This is a genomic window from Dietzia sp. ANT_WB102 (assembly GCF_008369165.1).
Taxonomy (GTDB): Bacteria; Actinomycetota; Actinomycetes; order Mycobacteriales; family Mycobacteriaceae; genus Dietzia.
The window spans coordinates 2,227,145-2,248,643 of record NZ_VOBA01000001.1 but is presented as its reverse complement, the minus strand read 5'-3'; the positions used below and the strand labels follow the sequence as shown (position 1 = coordinate 2,248,643).

The 21,499-nt window shown below is 66.1% G+C and carries 22 protein-coding genes; 4 read left to right on the top strand and 18 right to left on the bottom strand.

The features are described 5' to 3' along the window. Both nrdR and FQ137_RS10345 read right to left on the bottom strand, forming a co-directional pair. Complete coding sequence (gene nrdR, locus FQ137_RS10350) at nt 1–456, bottom strand: transcriptional regulator NrdR (RefSeq protein ID WP_149292306.1); 456 nt, start codon at nt 454–456, stop codon at nt 1–3. A gap of 107 nt (nt 457–563) precedes the next feature. Next, a complete protein-coding gene (locus FQ137_RS10345; RefSeq protein ID WP_149292305.1) occupies nt 564–1,004 on the bottom strand; it encodes a hypothetical protein in 441 nt (146 codons plus the stop codon). Nucleotides 1,005–1,193: 189 nt separating this feature from the next. On the opposite strand from FQ137_RS10345, the gene lexA reads away from it, so the two are divergent. Continuing rightward, entirely contained in the window at nt 1,194–1,904 is a 711-nt protein-coding gene (gene lexA, locus FQ137_RS10340; RefSeq protein ID WP_370452355.1) for a transcriptional repressor LexA, read from the top strand. 40 nt (nt 1,905–1,944) lie between these two features. On the opposite strand, the gene hflX is transcribed toward lexA, so the two are convergent. Both hflX and dapF read right to left on the bottom strand, forming a co-directional pair. Then, complete coding sequence (gene hflX, locus FQ137_RS10335; protein ID WP_149292303.1) at nt 1,945–3,393, bottom strand: GTPase HflX; 1,449 nt, start codon at nt 3,391–3,393, stop codon at nt 1,945–1,947. A gap of 53 nt (nt 3,394–3,446) precedes the next feature. Then, nucleotides 3,447–4,337, bottom strand: a complete 891-nt coding sequence (gene dapF / locus FQ137_RS10330; protein WP_149292302.1) for a diaminopimelate epimerase — start codon at nt 4,335–4,337, stop codon at nt 3,447–3,449. Nucleotides 4,338–4,456: 119 nt separating this feature from the next. On the opposite strand from dapF, the gene FQ137_RS10325 reads away from it, so the two are divergent. Beyond that, entirely contained in the window at nt 4,457–6,637 is a 2,181-nt protein-coding gene (locus tag FQ137_RS10325; protein WP_149292301.1) for a malate synthase G, read from the top strand. 100 nt (nt 6,638–6,737) lie between these two features. Here FQ137_RS10325 and FQ137_RS10320 read toward each other — a convergent pair whose 3' ends face one another. The 3 genes from FQ137_RS10320 to FQ137_RS10310 are packed head-to-tail and all read right to left on the bottom strand — an operon-like array spanning nt 6,738 to nt 9,171. Then, nucleotides 6,738–7,493 carry an IclR family transcriptional regulator gene (locus FQ137_RS10320; RefSeq protein WP_149292300.1) on the bottom strand — a complete coding sequence of 252 codons (756 nt, stop codon included), beginning with the start codon at nt 7,491–7,493 and terminating at the stop codon, nt 6,738–6,740. Beyond that, nucleotides 7,490–8,443 carry a tRNA (adenosine(37)-N6)-dimethylallyltransferase MiaA gene (gene miaA / locus FQ137_RS10315; protein WP_149292299.1) on the bottom strand — a complete coding sequence of 318 codons (954 nt, stop codon included), beginning with the start codon at nt 8,441–8,443 and terminating at the stop codon, nt 7,490–7,492. Before miaA ends, FQ137_RS10320 begins: the two co-directional genes overlap by 4 nt. Next, the gene (locus FQ137_RS10310; RefSeq protein ID WP_255583961.1) at nt 8,440–9,171 is read right to left on the bottom strand and encodes a hypothetical protein; all 732 of its coding nucleotides are present in this window, start codon (nt 9,169–9,171) and stop codon (nt 8,440–8,442) included. Before FQ137_RS10310 ends, miaA begins: the two co-directional genes overlap by 4 nt. Before the next feature lie 186 nt (nt 9,172–9,357). Between FQ137_RS10310 and FQ137_RS10305 the strand changes: the two genes are divergently transcribed. Further along, a complete protein-coding gene (locus tag FQ137_RS10305; RefSeq protein ID WP_149292298.1) occupies nt 9,358–10,731 on the top strand; it encodes a DUF349 domain-containing protein in 1,374 nt (457 codons plus the stop codon). A gap of 85 nt (nt 10,732–10,816) precedes the next feature. Here FQ137_RS10305 and FQ137_RS10300 read toward each other — a convergent pair whose 3' ends face one another. The 9 genes from FQ137_RS10300 to pgsA form a co-directional block, all read right to left on the bottom strand. Beyond that, the gene (locus FQ137_RS10300) at nt 10,817–11,398 is read right to left on the bottom strand and encodes a hypothetical protein (protein ID WP_149292297.1); all 582 of its coding nucleotides are present in this window, start codon (nt 11,396–11,398) and stop codon (nt 10,817–10,819) included. Next, a complete protein-coding gene (gene miaB, locus FQ137_RS10295) occupies nt 11,386–12,957 on the bottom strand; it encodes a tRNA (N6-isopentenyl adenosine(37)-C2)-methylthiotransferase MiaB (protein ID WP_149292782.1) in 1,572 nt (523 codons plus the stop codon). Before miaB ends, FQ137_RS10300 begins: the two co-directional genes overlap by 13 nt. Nucleotides 12,958–12,983: 26 nt before the next feature. Next, nucleotides 12,984–13,592 (bottom strand): regulatory protein RecX, encoded by a 609-nt coding sequence (locus tag FQ137_RS10290; protein WP_149292296.1) that lies wholly within the window; start codon nt 13,590–13,592, stop codon nt 12,984–12,986. Further along, entirely contained in the window at nt 13,592–14,698 is a 1,107-nt protein-coding gene (gene recA / locus FQ137_RS10285; protein WP_149292295.1) for a recombinase RecA, read from the bottom strand. The genes FQ137_RS10290 and recA overlap by 1 nt, the downstream gene beginning before the upstream one ends. Before the next feature lie 226 nt (nt 14,699–14,924). Further along, nucleotides 14,925–15,119, bottom strand: a complete 195-nt coding sequence (locus FQ137_RS10280; RefSeq protein ID WP_149292294.1) for a DUF3046 domain-containing protein — start codon at nt 15,117–15,119, stop codon at nt 14,925–14,927. Between the two features lie 67 nt (nt 15,120–15,186). After that, nucleotides 15,187–16,020, bottom strand: coding sequence for a PspA/IM30 family protein (locus tag FQ137_RS10275; RefSeq protein WP_149292293.1), 834 nt, complete (start codon nt 16,018–16,020; stop codon nt 15,187–15,189). Between the two features lie 95 nt (nt 16,021–16,115). Next, nucleotides 16,116–16,430 carry a helix-turn-helix domain-containing protein gene (locus FQ137_RS10270; RefSeq protein ID WP_067717740.1) on the bottom strand — a complete coding sequence of 105 codons (315 nt, stop codon included), beginning with the start codon at nt 16,428–16,430 and terminating at the stop codon, nt 16,116–16,118. A gap of 44 nt (nt 16,431–16,474) precedes the next feature. Further along, a complete protein-coding gene (locus FQ137_RS10265) occupies nt 16,475–16,978 on the bottom strand; it encodes a nicotinamide-nucleotide amidohydrolase family protein (RefSeq protein ID WP_149292292.1) in 504 nt (167 codons plus the stop codon). A gap of 5 nt (nt 16,979–16,983) precedes the next feature. Then, nucleotides 16,984–17,571 (bottom strand): CDP-diacylglycerol--glycerol-3-phosphate 3-phosphatidyltransferase, encoded by a 588-nt coding sequence (gene pgsA, locus FQ137_RS10260; RefSeq protein ID WP_149292291.1) that lies wholly within the window; start codon nt 17,569–17,571, stop codon nt 16,984–16,986. A 78-nt stretch (nt 17,572–17,649) separates the two neighbouring features. On the opposite strand from pgsA, the gene FQ137_RS10255 reads away from it, so the two are divergent. Further along, nucleotides 17,650–17,931: a YciI family protein gene (locus FQ137_RS10255; RefSeq protein ID WP_149292290.1), complete on the top strand. Its 282-nt coding sequence runs from the start codon at nt 17,650–17,652 to the stop codon at nt 17,929–17,931. Nucleotides 17,932–17,934: 3 nt separating this feature from the next. On the opposite strand, the gene FQ137_RS10250 is transcribed toward FQ137_RS10255, so the two are convergent. Continuing rightward, nucleotides 17,935–20,781, bottom strand: coding sequence for a DNA translocase FtsK 4TM domain-containing protein (locus FQ137_RS10250; protein WP_370452354.1), 2,847 nt, complete (start codon nt 20,779–20,781; stop codon nt 17,935–17,937). Between the two features lie 59 nt (nt 20,782–20,840). After that, a complete protein-coding gene (locus FQ137_RS10245) occupies nt 20,841–21,497 on the bottom strand; it encodes a TIGR03085 family metal-binding protein (protein WP_149292288.1) in 657 nt (218 codons plus the stop codon). Between the last annotated feature and the right edge of the window lie 2 nt (nt 21,498–21,499).

Sequence of the window (21,499 nt, the reverse complement as noted above, 5' to 3'; positions counted from 1 at the left end):
CTATCGGCTCGCGCGGCGCTCGCGGAGGGCGATGATTTCTCGTTCGAAGTCGTCGGCCGAGCTGAACTGCTTGTACACCGATGCGAAACGCAAGTAGGCGACTTCGTCCAGATCCTGGAGAGGGCCCAGGATCGCAAGGCCGATCTCATGGGCGGGGACCTCAGACACGCCGCCTGCGCGGACGGCGTCCTCGACCTGCTGTGCAAGGCGACGAAGGGCGTCCTCGTCCACCGAGCGACCCTGACATGCGCGCCGAACCCCGCGCACCACCTTGTCCCGGCTGAACGCCTCGGTGACCCCGTTGCGTTTGAGGACCGTCAGTAGAGGCGTCTCCAGCGTCGTGAATCGGTGGCCGCACTGGGGGCATTCACGTCGACGTCGGATCGCTTGACCCTCGTCGACCGATCGTGAATCGATCACCCGGGAGTCCTCGTGGTGGCATGTCGGGCAGTACATTCCCGTGGGCCCCTTCGTCGACCGGAATTCACGCGTCCCAGATCGTGCGACGGGATGCGGGACGGCAGACCACCGTCCCCGCTCATTCTAGGAGGCCTTACGGCCGGTCACGCGTAGGCGGGTCCGCCGAGGAACGCCACCGCGAGAAGCATGATGATGCCGAATGCGATCCCGCAGGCCAGCAGGGCCCAGGCAGGCACATCATCGACAACCCCCACGGGTGCAGGCGCTGCGATGTGGCACGCACGGACGTGATCAGTTGCTGCAGGGCGGACGAGCACCCGGCGTCCCGGAGCCACCGACATGACCGAGGCGGGCCGCGCGGTGCCCCTGGGCTTGACAAGAATCTCCGTGCGGGCGGAGATGTCGGTGGGGCGACGCGCCTCCGGGCCGGTCGCGGTGCGACGCGGCGCGTGACCGAAGCGCACGGGGGCCGGCTCGGCATCCGGACGGACTGCTCGTGTGGCCTTTCCCCGATGGTCATCGGGACAGACCTCGGTCCACTGCACGATCGGACGTGTGTCTGGCTGCATCTCCAAAACGGACATGGTGGCTCCCTACTCGATACGGTGTGCGAATCCGTATTCGCACACCCGTATGTCTGCATCAGTACATCTGTTCGAATTCGAACTCACCTAGAGTTGTATCACGCCGCTCGGACACGGTCATCATTCCGCGAGAGAAATTTCGAACACTTGTGTGGCGTGACGCATCCGTTGGCGTTAGGGTGTACACAGATGATGACGTCGAACATCCATTCGCCGAAGGGACCACACAACATGCCAAAGCCCGACTTCGAAACACTGACACCCCGACAGAAGAGCGTGCTGCTCCATATCCATGACACCGTCAAGGAGCGTGGTTATCCCCCGAGTATCCGGGAGATCGGTGACGCGGTCGGATTGCAGTCCACCTCGTCCGTGGCCCATCAGCTTCGGACGTTGGAGAAGAAGGGCTTCCTGACGCGGGACCCTCACAAGCCGCGCGCGGTCGACGTGCATGGTGTACCCGGACAGAAGTCTCGGGGACGCCGGTCACCGGCTGCGGAGCCCCAGCGGCCCGGCGGCGCGGTGGAACCCGTTTACGTCCCGGTGCTCGGCCGGATCGCAGCGGGTGGACCCATCCTCGCGGAGCAAGCCGTCGAAGAGATTTTCCCTCTGCCGTCGGATCTGGTCGGTTCCGGTGAACTGTTCATGCTGAGGGTTGTCGGTGAGTCGATGATCGATGCTGCGATCTGCGATGGAGATTACGTGGTGGTGCGGCGGCAGAACGTGGCCGACAACGGCGAGATCGTCGCGGCCATGATCGACGGGGAGGCGACGGTCAAAACGTTCCGCAACGACTCCAACGGTGTCTGGTTGTTGCCCCACAACCCGTCATTCAGCCCAATTCCGGGTGAGCATGCGACGATCCTCGGCAAAGTCGTAACGGTTTTCCGGAAGCTCTGATTTCGTATCCGGCGACCGCCGCCCCTCCCCCAGTTGGGAGTCAGGTGGCGCCGTCGTGCGAGCCACCTGCCGAGAATTCGGCAAGTTCTCCTGCCAAGGAGATAGGAAGTCGAACTACGATCTGGGTGCCGTCTTGGGTGTGTGCCTCCTCGAGCACCGCTCCCTCGGCGTGGACCCGTGAGACCACGTCACCGCGTGTGTAAGGGATGTCCAAGGTCACCTCGGTGTCTCCCGAAGCGATGATCTGCATAATCCGTTCGAGGAGTTCGTCCATGCCCTGCCCGGTGACCGCTGAGACGAACACCGCGTCGGGCAATGCGTGGTGCAGTTCGGCGAGCACTACCGGATCCGCAGTGTCCACCTTGTTGATCACGAGTAATTCTCGAGGTTGTTCTGCGTTTTGTTCCTCCACGACCTCATTAATCACCTTGCGCACAGCCTCGATCTGGCGAAGGGGGAATGCATCCGAGCCGTCCACAACGTGGAGCAACAACTCTGAGTCCACGACCTCCTCCAGCGTGGACCTGAAGGCCTCGACCAACTGGGTCGGCAGGTGTCGGACGAAACCCACCGTGTCGGTGAACACGACCGATCGGCCATCGGGCAATTCGGCCCGTCTGGTCGTCGGGTCGAGCGTCGCGAACAACGCGTTCTGCACCAGCACGCCGGCGCCGGTAATACGGTTCAGTAGGCTGGATTTGCCGGCATTCGTGTAACCGGCGATCGCTATGGAGGGCACAGTCGTAGCCCGTCGACGATGCCGTTTGGTGTCGCGAGCCTGCTTCATACCCTTGATCTCGCGTCGCAGACGGGCCATGCGCTCGCGGATCCGGCGTCGGTCGGTCTCGATCTTGGTCTCGCCCGGACCGCGCAGTCCCACACCGCCGTTGGTCCCGGCCCGTCCACCGGCCTGACGAGAAAGAGACTCGCCCCAACCGCGCAGTCGGGGCAGCATGTATTCCATCTGGGCGAGGGTCACCTGCGCCTTGCCCTCGCGGCTGGTGGCGTGCTGCGCAAAAATGTCGAGAATCAGGGCGGTGCGGTCGATGACCTTGACGTTGACTGCCTTTTCCAGCGCGAGCAGCTGTCCGGGAGTGAGCTCGCCGTCGCAGATGACGGTGTCCGCGCCGGTCGCGGCGATTACGTCCTTGAGAACGCTGACTTTGCCCGAGCCGATGTACGTGGCGGCGTCCGGCTTGTCGCGTCGCTGGATCAGGGCGTCGCACACTTCAGAGCCCGCGGTCTCAGCGAGTTGAGCGAGTTCAGCCATGGCGGCGTCTGCCTGCGCGGCGGACCCTTCGGTCCAGACGCCCACGAGTACCACTCGTTCCAGTCGGAGCTGGCGGTATTCGGCGTCGTTGATGTCCTGTAGTTCGGTTGATAGACCCGCCACCCGGCGCAGCGAGGATCTCTCCTCGAGCTGGAGCTCTCCGATGGATGGATCAAAGTCGCGTGTCGGCCGCTCAGGGGCCGTGTAATCAGTAGTCATTCCATTTCATTGTCTCATATTTGGGCCTCGTGTGTACGGAGCGGAGCGGTGTGCTATTGGGTTGTCCAATAACGACCGTCTGCGACGAGCGCCGATGGCCCGGCGAGCCAGGATCCCGCGTCGCGCAAAGTGACCTGGACCTCGCCGCCGGGCACCACCACGACGACATCGCCGGACGTCTCGCCCGCGTCGGCGAGCGCAGCCACAGCCGTCGCAACGATTCCGGTACCGCACGACATGGTTTCCCCCGCGCCCCTCTCGTGGACGCGCATAGAAACTCGGCCGTCCACAATCGGAGTGGCGATCTCGACGTTGACGCCGTCGGGAAAGAAATTCCGATCGAACAACGGGGCCTGATCGACTCTCATCGTGGCGAGGTTCTCCGAGTCGAGACCCGGTACTACACAGGCCAGGTGCGGATTTCCCATGTCGACTGCCAAACCTGCGAAGGTGCGCCCCCCGATCTCCGCCGATGACAACCCGAGCAACCGCGGTTGTCCCATGTCCACCTTCACCAGGGCGCCACTTCCCGAGTGGGAGACGATCTCGGCCGGTCGCGGTCCCGAGCGTGTTCCGACCCGGATCGAGCCGGGCTGCGCTCGGCCGGTCATCACGAGCGCGTGGGCGAAGACGCGGACCCCATTGCCACACATCTCCGCGATGGATCCGTCCGCGTTCCGGTAGTCCATGAACCAGTCCGAACGATCGACACCGTCAGGTAGAGCCGCGACCACGCCCCGGTCCAGTAGAGCCCCGGCAGTGGCAACCCTCAGGACTCCGTCGGCGCCGATGCCACCACGTCGATCGCACAGCGAACGCACTAGCGACTCGTCGAGGTCGAGCTCAGCGTGATCGTCCGGGAGGATCACGAAATCGTTGAGGGTGCCGTGGCCCTTGAGGAAGGCGATACCGTCGGACTGCGAGGCCTGGCACGTCAAAGTCATGGCGAAATCCTACCCGCCTCAAGAGGTAGTTCCGCACCGTGGAAAACCCGGATGATCCCCGACGGAGTGCAGACTAGAGTCGCTCAGGAGAACGGTCCCCTACCTCTAGGAGTGCATCGATGTCCGAACGCATCACCGTCGGCGGAATCCAGGTCGACGAGGTCCTCTACGACTTCGTCAACACCGAGGCAATCCCGGGCACCGGGGTCGACCCCGACGCGTTCTGGGCGGGCGCCTCCGAGATCTTCACCGAACTCGCCCCCCGGAACCGCGAGTTGCTCCAGACTCGCGACGATTTGCAGTCCAAGATTGACGCCTGGCACCTCGAGAACCCCGCGCCGATCGACCCGAGCGAGTACAAGTCGTTCCTGCAGGAGATCGGCTACCTAGTGCCCGAGCCCGAGTCGGTCTCGGTCATCACGGAGAACGTCGATGCGGAGATCGCCACGGTCGCCGGTCCTCAGCTCGTCGTGCCTATCACGAATGCTCGTTTCGCCATCAACGCCGGCAACGCCCGGTGGGGGTCGCTTTACGACGCGCTCTACGGGACAGATGCCATCCCGGAGACCGACGGCGCCGAGCAGGGGAAGTCCTACAACAAGGTGCGAGGCGACAAGGTGATCGCATGGGCCCGTGAGTTCCTCGACGACGCCGCCCCCTTAGCCTCCGGAAGCCATGTCGGCTCGACCGGCTACGCCGTCGTCGATGGAGCCCTACAGGTCACTGTTGCCGACGGGTCGACGACCGGACTGGCGGACGAGGAGAAGTTCGTGGGCTATCTTGGCGATGCCTCGATGCCGTCCTCTGTCCTGCTGCGCAACAACGGCCTGCATGTCGAGATCCAGATTGACCCGGACTCCCCCATCGGCGCGACCGACGCCGCCGGCGTCAAGGATGTCGTTCTCGAGTCCGCCGTCTCCACCATCATGGACTTCGAGGATTCCGTCGCTGCCGTCGACGCCGAGGACAAGACCCACGGTTACCGCAATTGGTTGGGCCTGATGAAGGGCAATCTGTCCGAGGAGATCACCAAGGGCGATAAGACCTTCACGCGAGTCCTCAACGATGACCGCGTCTTCACCGCTCCCGACGGCTCTGGCGAGGTCCGCCTCCACGGCCGTTCAATGCTGTTCGTCCGCAACGTCGGCCACCTCATGACGAACCCCGCAGTTCTGGACGCCGAGGGCAATGAGATGCCCGAGGGCATTCTGGACGCGCTCATTACCTCGCTCGCGGGGATGCACGGGATCGCGGAGGGTAACGAGCGACGGAACAGCCGTTCAGGCTCGATTTACATCGTCAAGCCCAAGCAGCACGGACCGGCGGAGGTTGCTTTCACGACAGAGCTGTTCGGTCGAGTCGAGAAGCTCCTCGGGCTCCCGGCCAACACCCTGAAGGTGGGCATTATGGACGAGGAGCGGCGCACGTCGGTGAACCTCGCGGCCTGCATCGCCGAGGCGACCCAGCGGGTCGTGTTCATCAACACCGGATTTCTCGACCGGACGGGTGACGAGATCCACACCTCGATGGAGGCTGGGCCGATGATCCGCAAGGGTGAGATGAAGTCCGCCCGGTGGATGAACGCCTACGAGGACTTCAACGTCGACACCGGACTCGCGTGCGGCCTGCGTGGCCGTGCCCAGATCGGCAAGGGAATGTGGGCCAAGACCGACCTCATGGCGGAGATGCTGGCAGAGAAGATCGGCCAGCCCAAGGCCGGTGCCAATACTGCCTGGGTGCCCTCACCGACCGGTGCGACGCTTCATGCAACCCATTACCACCGGGTCAACGTGCTGACCCGCCAGGAGGAACTTCTCGCCGGCGGCCCCCGCGCGAGTGTCGACGATATCCTCACCGTTCCGCTCGCCCCGAGCACCGATTGGTCTGAAGCGGAGAAGAAGGAGGAAGTCGACAACTCGTGCCAGACCATCCTCGGCTACGTGGTCCGGTGGGTCGAGCAGGGAATCGGCGTCTCGAAGGTCCCTGACATCCATGACGTCAACCTGATGGAGGACCGCGCCACCCTGCGTATTTCCTCGCAGCTGTTGGCGAACTGGATCCGCCACGACATCGTCACCTCCGAATTCGTGGAGGACTCGCTGCGTCGGATGGCGGAGGTGGTCGACAAGCAGAACGCCGGTGACGACGCCTACCGGAGCATGGCGCCGGACGTCGAGTCGTCCATCGCGTGGCAGGCGGCCCGTGAACTCATCCTCGAGGGCACCAAGCAGCCGTCGGGCTACACAGAACCGATCCTGCACCGCCGTCGCCGCGAATTCAAGGCGGCCGACGCCCGGTAGGTCGGCGCTCGCACACTGGATCCGCTACCCCTGGCCGACATCCGCCTCCCCTCTGGGGGAGCGGAATCGGTCGGCGGGTAGCGGATTCTTCGCTTTAAGATCAGGAAGGTCGGGGCGCGAGACCGCTCACGGCGGCCCTGAGGATCGCGACCGCCGCGTCCCTGCGATCGTGCGTGAACCTAGCCTCGGGGCCCGACGCTGATACAGCGAAAGCGGCGTCCCCTGTGCCCACCGCGATGGCGACGCAGCGGACCCCTTCCTCCTGCTCGGACTCATCGGTGGCGTACCCCTCCTGCCGCACCGCGCGCAACTCCTCGATCAACCTGTCGGGGTCCACGATCGTCGATTTGGTGTACTGGCGCATACCGGCCCTGCCGAGCATGGCTCGCACCTCGTCCTCGTTGTCCCCCGCAACCAGGGCCTTGCCGACCGCGGTGCAGTGAACATCCACGCGTCGCCCTACCTCGGTGAACATCCGCATCGAGTGTGGCGACGGGACCTGCGAAAGATACACCACCCCGTCTCCCTCCCGGACGGCGAGATTGGCGGTCTCTCCAGTTCCCTCGACCACGGCGGTGAGCACCGGCACGGCCCACGACTCGGTCGCTCGTTCGGCTGCGTCGCCTATCCGCTGGAGCCGCGGGCCGAGCAGATAGTCGCGGCCTGCGGACCGCCTGAGGTGGCCGCTCTCAGTGAGCGTGCCGCACAGCCGGTGGACGGTCGCCGCCGCCAGCCCCGTATCGGCGACCAGTTCTCCCAGGCTCGCCTGCCCCCCGCGGGTGCTCAGAGCGTCGAGTAGAGCAAAGGCACGGTCGACGGACTGGACCCGGGACCGCCCGGTGTCGGTACTTCTCACCGTTGTCCCTCCCCTAGGATCTGCAATGCGACGTCGAGGGGATCGGGTGCGTCGTCGGCTCGACGGTGAGTATCAGTGTCGATCCACCGAATCCGGTGGTCCCGTCCGAACCACGACCGCTGCCGGCGGACGTAGCGGCGGGTACCGATTACGGTGCGTTCCTCGGCGCGCGCCGAGCCGCCCTCATGGATCCGCTGTTCGTCGTCCATCTCGTCGAGAATCTGCGCGTACCCAATTGCGCGGCGGGCTGTGACCCCCTCGCGCAACCCGACATCCACGAGTTGACGAACCTCCTCGACGAGCCCGGTGGCGAACATTGATGCCGTGCGCGTCGCTAGCCGCTCGTCCAGCTCGGGCAACCCGCATCGAAGGCCGAGCATCCGAGTGCCCCAACGGGGCTCACCGATAGTCGGCCTGGATGCCGAGAAGGGTTTCCCGGTGAGTTCGATGACCTCCAATGCGCGCACGGTGCGCCTGGGGTCGCTCGGAAGGATGCTCTCAGCGGCCTCGGGGTCCACTGCCGCGAGTTCGGCGTGCAACGCCTGCACCCCGATCTGCTCGAGTCGACGTTCGTAATGGGATCGGACCCGTGGGTCGGTGTCCGGGATGGACCACCCGTCGACCAGTGCCTGGACGTACATCATCGACCCGCCGCACAGGAGGGGCACATGGCCACGGTCGCGGATCTCGTCGATCTTGCGCTCGGCCTCGGTGCGGAAATCGGCCACGCTGGCGGTCTCGGTGACGTCCAGCACGTCGAGCAGGTGGTGCGGGATTCCGCGACGATGCTCCGGCGAAAGTTTGGCAGTGCCTATGTCCATCCCGCGGTACTGCTGCATTGCGTCACAATTGACAACCTCACCTCCGAGTCGCTCGGCCAAACCGAGCGCGAGCTCGGATTTACCGGTACCTGTAGGGCCCACCACGGCGACCGGGACCAGGGCCGTCATGATGCTCCCCCGGGGAGGACGGGGCCCGCAGTCCGAACATCTGGCGCCACTCCGGTCGTTACGACGGCTTCCGGTGGCCACCACGCGAGGTGATAACCCACCCCGAACGGTGCCCAGGACAGCGCCTCGCGGGCCGCGCGTCCGGCGACGAGTTCGGCCAACACTAGCCATGCCGGACGGCTCCACCAGCCGATTTCGTCTGCCACGAGACCTCCCGGATCAGGTAGCTTGCCGGAGGCGCGCAGCCACTGCGCAAGCTGTTTGTCCAGAGCAATGCCGCGGGGGTCCTCGGGGACGGGAGCGCGGGGCGTGAGCGAGGCCGGGCCGTCGGCGACCACGACGAGGAGGTCTCCGGATGCCGGAGTGGGGGTGGAGTCCGGACTCCCGCACACGCCAGTGAAAGACCTCGGGAGGTCGACGCCCGCACGATCGAGCAGCCACCAGGCGATCAGAGCTGCGTCGGGCACGGCCCCGTGCTGCGCAGGTGGGGCGGCGGGCCGGCCAACGGGGACGTCAGCGCCCCATCTGGCGAGCGTGGACCGCGAGTCCCCGAGCGTCCGGCCCGCGTGGTCCGTCCCCACGACAACGACCCGTGAAGCGTCCCCCTGGGCTCTCCGGAGCACGTCACAGATGTCAGCTAACCGCGGTGCTGTGTCGGCGACCGCGGACCCGGACAGCTCTGGCACGAGGACCGGGGCTCCGGGGACCAGGACGACAGAGGTGCTCACACCCGGAAACCCTACTGACCGCCTCCGACACCGCCGAACGGACCCGTCGGGGATACAGCGGACACTCGGGCGGGGGTTGGTACACACTAGGAGGATGCCGACACTCCGATGGGGAACGGCGAGGCGACGACCGGTGCGATCCCGGTGATGGTGCCGTGACACGCGGCAGAAGGAAACGAGGACGATATGACCGAGCAGACACCCACCACCCCGGGCGGATCGAGTTCGGGCGGCGCGACACCGACCCCCGGTCCGAGGCCCGGCGCGCCATCCCCCGCCGCCCTGGCCCGTAAGGTGGCTCCGCGGCCTATGCGCGCAGTCGATCTCAAGGGCGCGCGCGGCTCGGACCCCTCCGAGTGGGGACGCGTCGACGAGTCGGGGACGGTGTTCGTTCGTACCGCAGACGGAGAGCGACAGGTCGGCTCGTGGCAAGCTGGCGCTCCCGAAGAGGGGTTGGCTCACTTCGGACTACGTTTCGACGATCTCGCGGCCGAGGTCGCCCTGTTAGAGGCGCGCCTCGAGTCTCATCCTCAGGACGCCCGGAAAACCCGCGGTTCCGCGGAGTCGCTGGCGGAGCAGATCCCCACCGCGTCGGCCGTGGGAGATCTGGACTCCCTCGCGGCGCGGGTGGCCGCGGTGATCGAGCGTTCCGGCGAAGTCGAGTCGGTAAGCCGACAGCGCAAGGAGGAACAGCGGGCGGCCGCGATCGCGAGGAAGGAGACGTTGGCGTCGGAGGCCGAAGAGATCGGCGCGTCGTCGACTCAGTGGAAGTCGGCTGGCGATCGCCTCCGGGAGATCCTGGAGGAGTGGAAGACCATCAGGGGTATCGACCGAAAGACCGACGACGCTCTGTGGAAGCGGTTCTCCAAAGCCCGTGAGGCGTTCAACCGTCGCCGCGGCTCGCACTTCGCTGAACTGGACCGTAACCGTGCCTCGGTCAAACGCGTGAAGGAGGAGTTGGTGGAAAGGGCCGAGGCCATCTCCGGCTCCACCGACTGGAACGAGACGGCCACGTCGTTCCGCCGACTCATGGATGAGTGGAAGGCCGCCGGCCGGGCGCCCCGGGAGGCGGACGACGTGCTGTGGAAGCGGTTCAAGGCGGCCCAGGATACGTTCTTCGACGCGCGCCACGCGGCCGCCGCGGAACGGGACGCCGAGTTCGAGAGCAATGCGCAGGCGAAGGAGGCGTTGCTAGCTGAGTACGAGGGCCGGATTGATCCGGCGACGGACCTCAACGTCGCCAGGTCGACTCTGCGAGAACTGCAGTCGCGGTGGGAAGAAATCGGCAAGGTTCCGAGAGACAAGATGGGCAAGCTCGAGAGTCGTATCCGGGTCCTCGAGAAGCGGGTCGCGGATGCCGCTGATACGGAGTGGCGACGCACCGACCCGGAGGCCAAGGCGAGGGCTGGCCAGTTCTGGGACAGGGTTCGCGACTTCGAGGAGCAAGCCGTGAAGGCGGATGCGGCAGGAAAGAGCAGAGACGCCGAGAGCGCGCGGGCCCAGGCGGCACAGTGGCGCGAGTGGGCGGAAGCAGCAGAGAAGGCGGTCGACACCCGCTGACGCGCAGTCGCCTACGGGAAAGCCCGGCCCGGTAGACGGGCCGGGCTTTCGCAACCGGTGAGGAGGGTCTTTCTCCCCAGGCGGATCAACGTCCGTCGCCGTGCCGGGCGTTCTCCTCGAGGGCGAGTTGCTCCGGAGTCCGCGCCCACAGCACGCTGGCGAGGGTGATTACCAGCGCAAAAACGAGGAGTTCACTGAGGTAGAGGCCGAGGCCGGGCCCGCCGAAATCCTGCACGTCTGGGTTGGGTCCGCGGCCGGACTGCCGCAGCCAGATCGCCAACACGCCATAGACGGCGGAAATACAGGTCGCGCCCCAGGCGATCCCGGCTGCCCACCACTTCTGGCTCAGGATCATTACGGCGCCGAACGCGATGGTGCCCACGGAGTACAGGAGCACGAACAGGTGGGACGGTAGTGTCGTGTACTGTTCATCGGCCACATCGGTGAAGAACAGGACGTCGAAGCCGCGCACGCCCTCACTGTGCGGCAGGGCGAGCGCGACGGCCAGGAGAACGATGAGGGCGGCGGATGCCATGTAGGCCCGCCCGATCACGAGGGTGCGCCCGAGGACTCGGTCCCGGGCACGAAGTTCCGATTCCGCATTTTGGGTGACTTCCATAATTCCCGCGATCGGATCGGGGCGCTCGTCTGTGCTCACGTGGGGCATCCCTTCTCGGTGGTGACGGCCGCGGTGACGGTGTCGGGCCGCAGCGTGGGCAACCCGAGACCTACTCCGATAGCGGGTGTCTCGGGTTTTTGGCCGGCCTCGTGACGATCTCCGGCGCGGGTGGCGCGGTGAGTCAGAACCCCGTCGTCGGCAAGTAGGTGGTGTGGAGCCGCCGCGGTGACGCGGGTGGTCACCACGTCACCCGGCCGTACACGATCGGCGTGCTCGCCGGTGGGCGCGAAGTGCACGAGTCGACCGTCGCGGGCTCGGCCAGTCATACGGGCGGTAGCAGCGTCCTTACGGCCCTCATCGGCCGTGACGAGGACTTCGACGACTCTCCCGACCTGCTGGTGGTTCTCTTCCAGGGTGATCCGCTCCTGGAGTCGGATCAGCCGTTCGTAGCGTTCCTGAACAACGGCCTTGGGTATCTGGTCTTCCATGGTGGCTGCGGGCGTGCCCGGTCGGGGCGAGTACTGGAAGGTGAAAGCGCTGGAGAACCGGGCCTTCTCGACTACGTCGAGAGTGGCTTGGAAGTCCTCTTCCGTCTCACCGGGGAACCCGACGATGATATCGGTGGTGATGGCCGCGTGCGGCATTGCCGCTCGGACACGGTCGATGATCCCGAGGAAGCGCTCGGACCGGTAGGAGCGTCGCATGGCCCGCAGGATGCGGTCAGAACCGGACTGCAGCGGCATGTGCAACTGCGGACACACTGTCGGTGTGGAGGCCATGGCCGCGATGACGTCGTCGGTGAATTCAGCCGGGTGTGGTGAGGTGAAGCGGACGCGCTCGATCCCCTCGACGCGGCCGACGGCCCGGAGCAGTTTGGCGAAGGCCCCCTTGTCGGAAGGTTCGTCAGGGTCGTGAAAAGACCGCCCATAGGCGTTGACGTTCTGGCCGAGCAGTGTCACTTCGAGAACTCCCTCGTCGGCGAGCGCCTGGACTTCGGCGAGGACTTCTCCGGGCCTGCGATCGACCTCCTTGCCCCGTAAGGAGGGCACGATGCAGAAGGTGCAGGTGTTGTTACATCCCACGGACACCGAGACCCAGCCGGCGTACGCGGACTCGCGGGTGGCGGGCAGCGTAGAGGGGAAATGCTGGAGTGAGTCGGCGATCTCCACCTCGGCGCGCTCGTTGTGGCGCGAACGCTCCAGGAGCGTAGGCAGGTGGCCGAGGTTGTGTGTGCCAAACACGACGTCGACCCACGGTGCGCGGGAGACGACGACGTCTTTGTCCTTCTGCGCAAGGCAGCCACCGACCGCAATCTGGAGCCGAGGGTTGGCGTCTTTCCACGGCCGCAGGTGCCCGAGTGTGCCGTAAAGCCGGTTGTCGGCGTTCTCGCGGACCGCGCAAGTATTGAACACGACCAGGTCGGGTAGGTTTCCTGCGGCCGGGTCGGCGACACCCTCGAACGGGATGTACCCCGCAGCGTCGAGCACGCCGGAGAGACGCTCGGAGTCATGGACGTTCATCTGGCACCCGAAGGTGCGCACCTGGTACGTCCGGCGTTCAGCGCCCTCGACGTGCGCGTCCTGCGCCGTCGCCTGCAGGTCGGTCACGAGAGTATCCACGCAGGCCAGGGTACTCAGGGCGAAGCGTGGGCCGCCAATTCGGTGTCCACGACTTTCACCGCCAACCCCGTCGGATAACCCCGCCGGGCCAGAAACGCGACAAGCCGGCGCCGCTCGCCATGTACTTCCGGCTCGGAAAGCCCTCTGACGGGCCGGCGGTCCAATCGCCCGCGCACGAGTTCGGCAGCCTGCTGGCGGTCGTCGGACTCGTCAATCTCGCCGACCGCTCGGGCGATATACACCTCTGCCACACCCTTGTTCCGCAGTTCCCGCTCTAGGGCGCCGCGCGAGCGACCGCGGCGTTTCCGGCGACCGCGGACCCATTCTTCGGCGAAGTCCGCATCGTCCACCAGACCCCACGCCCGGACCCGGTCCAGCGCCTCGTCGACCGCGTCCTGAGGATGCTCCTTGTCGAGCAATCGCTCCCGTAGTTCGTGCTCACTGCGCGGCCGATAACGCAGTAACCGGAGGGCGGTTGCCGCAGCTTCGTGCGCCTCGGGTGCAAGTGGCGGCAAGTCCGAAGAACTGGATGGGCGGGCCTCGACCGCGGCGATCGCCGTACGGAGCTCTTCGGCGTCGAGCTCACCGCCGCTGCGTGCCACGCGGGCGAACCGTTCCGTCATCAGAACTCGACGGGCACCACGTCGATCGGCGCGTCCTCGTCGGACTCCGCCTCAATCTCGGCAATTTCCGCCCCGGCGCCGATCTTGAGTTTGTCAAGGATCTTGCGCTCGATCTCGTCCCGCACCGATGGGTTCTCCTTGAGGTACCGGCGGGCGTTCTCCTTGCCCTGTCCCAGCTGGTCCTGCCCGTAGGTGAACCAGGAACCCGACTTCTTGATGAAGCCATTGTCCACACCCATGTCGATAAGCGAACCCTCGCGGCTGATCCCCTCGCCGTAGAGGATGTCGAACTCCGCGATCTTGAACGGGGGGGCCACCTTGTTCTTGACCACCTTCACCTTGGTGCGGTTACCGACCGCATCGGCACCGTCCTTGAGGGTTTCGATACGGCGCACGTCCAGACGTACCGACGCGTAGAATTTCAGTGCCTTACCGCCGGTGGTGGTCTCCGGCGAACCGAACATCACGCCGATCTTCTCGCGCAGCTGGTTGATGAAGATCGCAGTGGTTCCGGTGTTGTGCAGTGCGCCGGTCATCTTGCGCAAGGCCTGGCTCATGAGACGCGCCTGCAGGCCGACGTGACTGTCGCCCATCTCGCCTTCGATCTCAGCGCGTGGCACAAGCGCTGCCACGGAGTCGATGACCAGGATGTCGATCGACCCGGACCGGACCAGCATGTCCGCGATCTCCAGCGCCTGCTCACCCGTGTCCGGCTGCGAGACGATGAGATTATCCGTGTCCACACCGAGTTTGCCCGCGTATTCGGGATCCAGGGCGTGCTCCGCGTCGATGAACGCCGCGATCCCGCCAGCCGCCTGGGCGTTGGCCACAGCGTGCAGCGCGACTGTGGTCTTACCCGATGACTCCGGGCCGTAGACCTCCACGACACGCCCACGGGGGAACCCGCCCACGCCCAGAGCCACATCCAGCGACAGCGCTCCAGTGGGGATGACCTGGACCGGCGGCCGGTTGTCGTCACCCAGCCGCATGACTGAACCCTTGCCGTAAGCCTTGTCAATCTGTGCCAACGCCAGTTCCAGCGCCTGCTCGCGGTTCTGGGCCACGCCCGTCTTGGTCCCTGACTTGGTAGTGGTCTTGGGTGCCATGGTGCTCTCCGTTCGTGCGCGACCCCCGGCGTCAGGCCGATCGGTCTGGGTGGTGATTCAGTTGCGGACGTTACGGGCCGGGTACGACACGAAAGCTTTTCCCGGGCCCAGTGACCGTTTCCCTGTGGAGGGAGCGCTTCCTGTGGACGGTTCGCCACGCCATCACATGGCACCGAGTGTAGGCGAACGGGTGTTCGAAGTCGACCGACACGCTGCACACCTTTGGTTAGCGCAGTTGTTCGGGCACGTCGAATTCGACGCACAGAGCCAACCAGACCTGCTTGACAGACAAGCCCGCATCGATGGCCTCGTGCGCGGTTCGCCCGCCGCACTCCGCGAGATGATGCGACCTGATCAGGTGGTCGGCGCGGAGGTCACCGAACGCCTCCGCGGTGCGTGCGCGGAATTCGGTCAGAGTCACGTCTTACCCTCCCCCGCCGATGACGACGGGCCGCCGGCGTGGTCGCCGACGGCCCGTGGCTGCGAAATCACTGCTGTTCGGTCTGTGCCTGCTGCTGCGTCGACGGGGCCGACTGCGGCTGGCCCTGACCCTGGCCGAGCTGCCCGGCGTTACCAGCGCCGGACCCAAGCTGCCCGCCCTCGGCCTGCATCGATGCACGAATCTGCTCCAGGCGGCTGTGGCCGGCCATCTGCGTGGACGCCTGCTCTACCTCGACCATCCGACCCTGCACGGAGTTCTGGGCGAGCTCCGCCGAGCCGAGTGCGTTGGCGTAACGCCGTTCGATCTTGTCGCGGACCTGATCCAAGCTCGGGGTGTTCCCGCCCGAGGACAGCTCCGACATCGACTGCAGGGAGGCGCTGACCTGCTCCTGCATCTTGGCCTGCTCCAGCTGGCTGAGTAGCTTGGTGCGCTCGGCCACCCGCTGCTGGAGGACCATCGCGTTCTGCTCGACGGCCTTCTTCGCCTGGGCTGCGGCCTGGAGTGACTGATCGTGCAGACCCTTGAGGTCCTCCACGCTCTGCTCGGCGGTGACGAGCTGGGCCGCGAACGCCTCGGCGGCGTTCTCGTATTCTGTGGCCTTCGCGGCGTCGCCGTTCTGGCGTGCCTGCTCCGACATCTGCAGCGCCTGGCGGGTTGAGCCCTGAAGCTTCTCGATCTCCGCGAGTTGTCGGTTGAGCTTCATCTCCAGCTGGCGCTGGTTACCGATGACCGCGGCTGCCTGTTGCGAGAGCTGCTGGTGCTGGCGCTGAGCGTCGGCGATCGCCTGCTGGATCTGGACCTTGGGATCAGCTTTCTCGTCGATCTTCGAATCGAACAACGCCATGAGGTAGCGCCATGCCTTCGTAAACGGATTGGCCATCGCTGCGTAGTGTCCTTCTGCCGATTCGGACGACGGGTCTGTTCAACGGTACCGAACAACGCCCGTGTACCACCACCGGGCGTGATGCTGCATGGTCAGGCCGCGAGAACCGGTTCGGTGAACGTGCCGGGCGGGGAGACCTCGAGCGCCGCGCGGATGAGGATCTCCCCAAGCGAGACATCGAGCGCTCCCGAGATCGACGCGAGCAACTCACTTGAGGCCTCCTTGCGACCACGCTCAATCTCCGAGAGGTACCCGGGACTCACACGGGCGGCGTCAGCTACGTCCCGCAGGGTCCGACCGGATTCCCCGCGCAGTCCGCGCAGGACGGTCCCGAGCGTCTCGCGCAGCAGCGGGGCACCGCCGGGCTGGTCCGGTCTGGGCAGGGTGGTCATCTGGATGTTCGGCATCATCCCGTACAACGCATCGCCTCCCGGATTCGTTCCCGTCGTCGTCATCGAGTCCCCTCCCCAGTCGCCGACGCGACGATGAGCTGCAACGCCGCATCACACGCCGAGTGGCGGACTCGGCTACGGTCGCCGGCCAACGACAGTGTCACTGACCACGGTTCCCGGCCGGGCACCGACAAGCCCACGTGAACGGTCCCCACCGGCCTGCCCTCCTGTGGCTCCGGTCCCGCCACGCCCGTCAGGCCCACACCTACGTCGGCGTCGCAACGCTGTGCCGCCCCCAGCGCCAACGCGCGGGCAGTCTCCGCGGACACAGCCCCGTGCCGCTCGAGGACCTTAGACGGCACGCCTGCGAGATCGTGTTTGAGATGCGTGGAGTAGACAATCAATCCGCCACGCAGGACGGCGCTCGCTCCCGGGACATCGGCGATCGTCGCCGCGAGCAGCCCGGCGGTGAGGGATTCGGCGGTGGCGATGGTCCACCCGCGATTTCGCAGCGCGGTGACGGCGGCGAGTGCCTGTGGCGACGGCAGGTCGTAGGAGGCCACAGTGATCAAGCTCCGGTGCGAGCGGCCTGACGTGCCTTGGCCAGATAGTCGATTCCCGTGTAGACGGTGAGCACGACGGCCGTCCCGACCACGACCCACTCCACCGGCCACACCCAGTGCGGCAGAGGGAGGATGAGCATCCCCGCGCCGACCGTCTGCGTAAGAGTCTTGAGCTTGCCGCCCCTGCTCGCGGCCACCACGTAGTCCACGCCGAACAATCGCCACAGCGTGATGCCCACCTCGCGGACCAGGATCACCACGGTGATCCACCAGTACAGCTCGCCCACCAGGGAGAGCGAAATCAGGGCGGCGGAAATGAGCGCCTTATCAGCGATTGGGTCGGCGATTTTTCCGAAATCCGTCACCAAACCCAGCTTGCGTGCCAAGTAGCCGTCGACATAGTCAGTGAACATCGCCACCGCGAAGATGGTGAATGCACCTACCCGCCACCACGGCTCCTGGGCATCGGCGACGAAGAACAGCACCACGAAGACGGGCACCAGCAGTATCCGCAGCACCGTGAGTATGTTCGCGATGTTGAGTACAGGGACCTGGTCGGTGGGACGTCCGTCTTCGCGCGTGGAGGCAGTCACCCCCTCACCTTAGCGAGGCGGGCGGTAATACCCTTGATTGCGACGCACCCCCAACACTGACGCCCTGGGAGAACAACGATGCCGCTCTTCGCAGTCACCTACCGTTACGAGGCCACCCAGACCGTACAGCGCGAGGCCAACAAACCCGCCCACCGCGAGTGGCTGGTCCGCCGTGTCGAGGATGGTTCCATCAGGTCGGTCGGACCGTTCGTCGACGGGTCCGGGGCGTTGCTACTCGTAGAAGCCGACGACCGCGAGGCCGCGCGATCGCTCGTCAACGACGACCCCCACTGTCTGCGCGGAATGGTCTCAAAGATCACGGTCCGGGAATGGTCTCCGGTTTTCGGCGCCCTCTCCTGACCGTCAGCCCACCGAAGTCTCGGCCTGGGTCTGTAGTTCCGCAGGATCGTCGCCCGGCTCTTCTTCCGGCGGGGTCCCGCCCTTGATCATCCAGAGCACCGAGGGAAGTTCCTCCGGCTTGACCAGGACGTCGCGGGCCTTCGAGCCCTCGGAGGGTCCCACGATGTCTCGCGATTCCATGAGGTCCATGAGTCGACCGGCCTTAGCGAAGCCGACGCGGAGCTTGCGCTGGAGCATCGAGGTCGAACCGAACTGGCTGGAAACCACAAGCTCCACGGCAGCGAGCAGGTCGTCGAGGTCGTCGCCGATGTCGGCGTCGATGTCCTTCTTGCCGCCGTCCTTGTCCGCCGTGATCGACTCGTCGTACTCGGGCTCGGCCTGGTTCTTGGCGTAATCGACGACCTCGTGGATCTCCTCATCGGTGATGAAGGCGCCTTGCATGCGGATTGGGCGTGAGGCCCCCATCGGGATGAACAGCCCGTCTCCCATCCCGATGAGCTTCTCGGCCCCGGCCTGGTCCAGGATGACCCGGGAGTCGGTGAGCGAGGAGGTTGCGAACGCCAGACGCGACGGGACATTGGTCTTGATGAGACCGGTCACCACGTCGACCGACGGGCGCTGCGTGGCCAGGACGAGGTGGATGCCGGCAGCGCGCGCCTTCTGGGTGATCCGAACGATCGCATCTTCGATGTCGCGCGGTGCAGTCATCATCAGGTCCGCCAACTCGTCCACCACCGCGACGATGTACGGGTACGGGCGGTAGACCCGTTCACTGCCGGGTGGCGTGGTGATGACACCCGACTTCACACGGTCGTTGAAGTCGGTGATGTGACGCACGCGAGTGGACTTCATGTCCTGGTAACGCTGCTCCATCTCCTCGACGAGCCACGCCAGCGCCGCCGCGGCCTTCTTTGGCTGCGTGATGATCGGCGTGATGAGGTGCGGGATACCCTCGTACGGCGTGAGTTCCACCATCTTGGGGTCGATGAGGATCAGGCGGACCTCGTCCGGAGTCGCCCTCGTGAGCAGGGAGACCAGCATCGAGTTGACGAAGCTCGACTTGCCCGAGCCGGTCGACCCGGCAACCAGCAGGTGCGGCATCTTGGCCAGGTCTGCGGTGACGAAGTCGCCCTCGATATCCTTGCCCAACCCGATGAGCATCGGGTTGTGCTTACTCGCGGTCTTGGGGTCGGTCAGCACGTCGGCCAGTCGCACCAGTTCGCGGTCGAGGTTCGGCACCTCGATGCCGACGGCAGACTTGCCGGGGATCGGTGCGAGCAGACGCACGTTGTCCGTGGCGACCGCGTACGCGATATTGCGGTGCAGGGCGGTGATCTTCTCGACCTTTACGCCGGGCCCCAGTTCGACCTCGTACCGGGTCACGGTCGGACCGCGGGTGAATCCTGTCACGGCCGCGTCAATCTTGAACTGCTCGAGGACGCCCTGGATGGCCTCGATCATCTGGTCGTTGGATTCGCTGCGCGCCTTAGGCGGGTCGCCGGCCGTGAGCAGGGTCACGGGTGGCAGGGCGTAGTCCACACCGCTGAGCAACTGCGTCTGGGAATCGAGCCGCTCCGCGTCGCTCTCCGCGGCGGTGTGGGTTGACGGAGTGTTGGTCTGCGGAACCGCGGCGGTGTCCACCGAGGTGGTGGCGGTTGCCCGCGCGGGGGCGGTGGCCGCCCGGGAGGGCGTGGTCGCCGGAGACTCGGTGTCCGGCTCCGCCCCGCTGCCCTCGGAGGGGACCTCGGCCTTGCGTGGAGTGCTCTTCGGGCGTGCCCGACCCGGCGCGAGATCGGCCTGTGGGAGATCGGCCGGATCCGGAGCCGCTTCCGGTTCGGCAGGAGTCCGCGAGGGGCGCGGCATCTCCACGGTCTCGCCGGCGGTGGGGGTATCGGACCATGTGGAGACGCGACGTCGCGAATTGCGGCGACTAGCGCCTCTTTCGGACTCCGCCGTCGCCGTCGTCTCCGCGATCGGGTAGGCCGTGGTCGCCTCGACGTCCCAGGCATCCTCGGGGTCGAGGTAGTCGTGGTCGTCGATCGCCCCGCTGCCGTCCCAACCGAAGAATCCGCGGACGAGGCCGGGGATCTCTCGGGCCGGCCGGCCCACCATCACCAGGATCCCGAAGGCCACGAGCAACACCAGGAGGGGGCCGGCGACAAAGACCGACAGTCCCGCCTCGAGGGTCCCCCCGACGATTCTGCCGAGCACTCCGGCGCCGGAGCGGACACCCTCGGGGTCGGTAGGTGACCCGGCGCCCAAGTGCCATAGGCCGAGCACGCCGAGCGCCGCGACGGTGGTCCCGACCATCCAGCGCGAGTGCACATCCGGTCGCGGTTCACGGGCCATGACGAGCACGCCCCACCCGCCAAGCAGGAGAGGCAGCAGCGCCCCGGGCGTTCCGACGACCGTCCTGAGGCCGGTCTCGATCCACTGCCCGACTGGTCCGGCGGCGCTGAACCACACGGATCCGGCGAACACAATCGCCATGCCGATGAGGATCAGTCCCAGACCGTCACGGCGGTGTGGCGGAACCACCTTGTCGTCGTCCGCTCCACCTCCTAGGCCACGCACTCCGTGGCCGACTCCCTTGGCCACAGCCGACCACCCTCCACGGAGGCCGCGACCTACCGCACCGAACGCTCCCGAGGTGCGTTCCGGGGCCGGAGCTGAGGAACGGGAAGCGCTTCGGGTTCCCTTCTTGGGCGTGGAGACGACGGCGCCGCGACGCGATCCGCTACCCCGCGACGCCTGCCCGGTGGATTGGGTCGATCGCTGCGCTCCCGATTTCGGAGCCGGTCGTCGGCCGCCGGGGGCACGGGTTGAACGCGTGCTCGAGGTGGATGCCATGATCGTCACTCTATCGTCTCGGGCAACACAGGTAACAGCAGCCACACGGTCGGGGTGGTTCAGAATCCCCGCGGGACCGCCTCGAGTGCGTCGATCCCCCGCTGTGCACCTGAGATGTCAATGTTGACCTCGTCCCGCCCGAACGTCCACAGCATGAGCTCGACAGGATCGGCGGTGATGCTGACCAGCGGGGCGAGCGCCGCGCCCGTCGAGACCGAGGCGATCTTGGTCGACCCCACGTAAGACGGGGTACGCAGATCGACGCGTGCACGAACCTTGCGCAGGAAGGTCTTGGCCACAGTGGTGGCCAGTGACCAGATCCGCTCCAGGTCGTCTACGTCGAAATCGCGGGGTGCCCATCCCGGGCTCCCCCTGCGCACGTCTTCGTGGTGCACGAGGTACTCGGCGAGGTTGGCGATGCGATCCGCGTATCGCAGGGGTGAGTACCAGGGCGCGCCGCCGGAGATGGCATCGAGCAGATCCTCCCAAGGACGTTCGGCCTCGCGAAGCCGCAACTGCTCCATTCGGTCCGCCAGCGCCGGGATCACCACGCCTGCTGCCGCGTCGGGGCGGTACTCACGCACGACGAGATGGGCGGCCAGATCCCGGGTCGTCCACCCCTCGCACAGGGTCGGGGCGTCAGGCCCCGTGGCGCGCATGCTCTCGACCAAAGCGCTGCGTTCCCGCTGTGCGAGGGTCGGACGGTGGGGGCTCAATG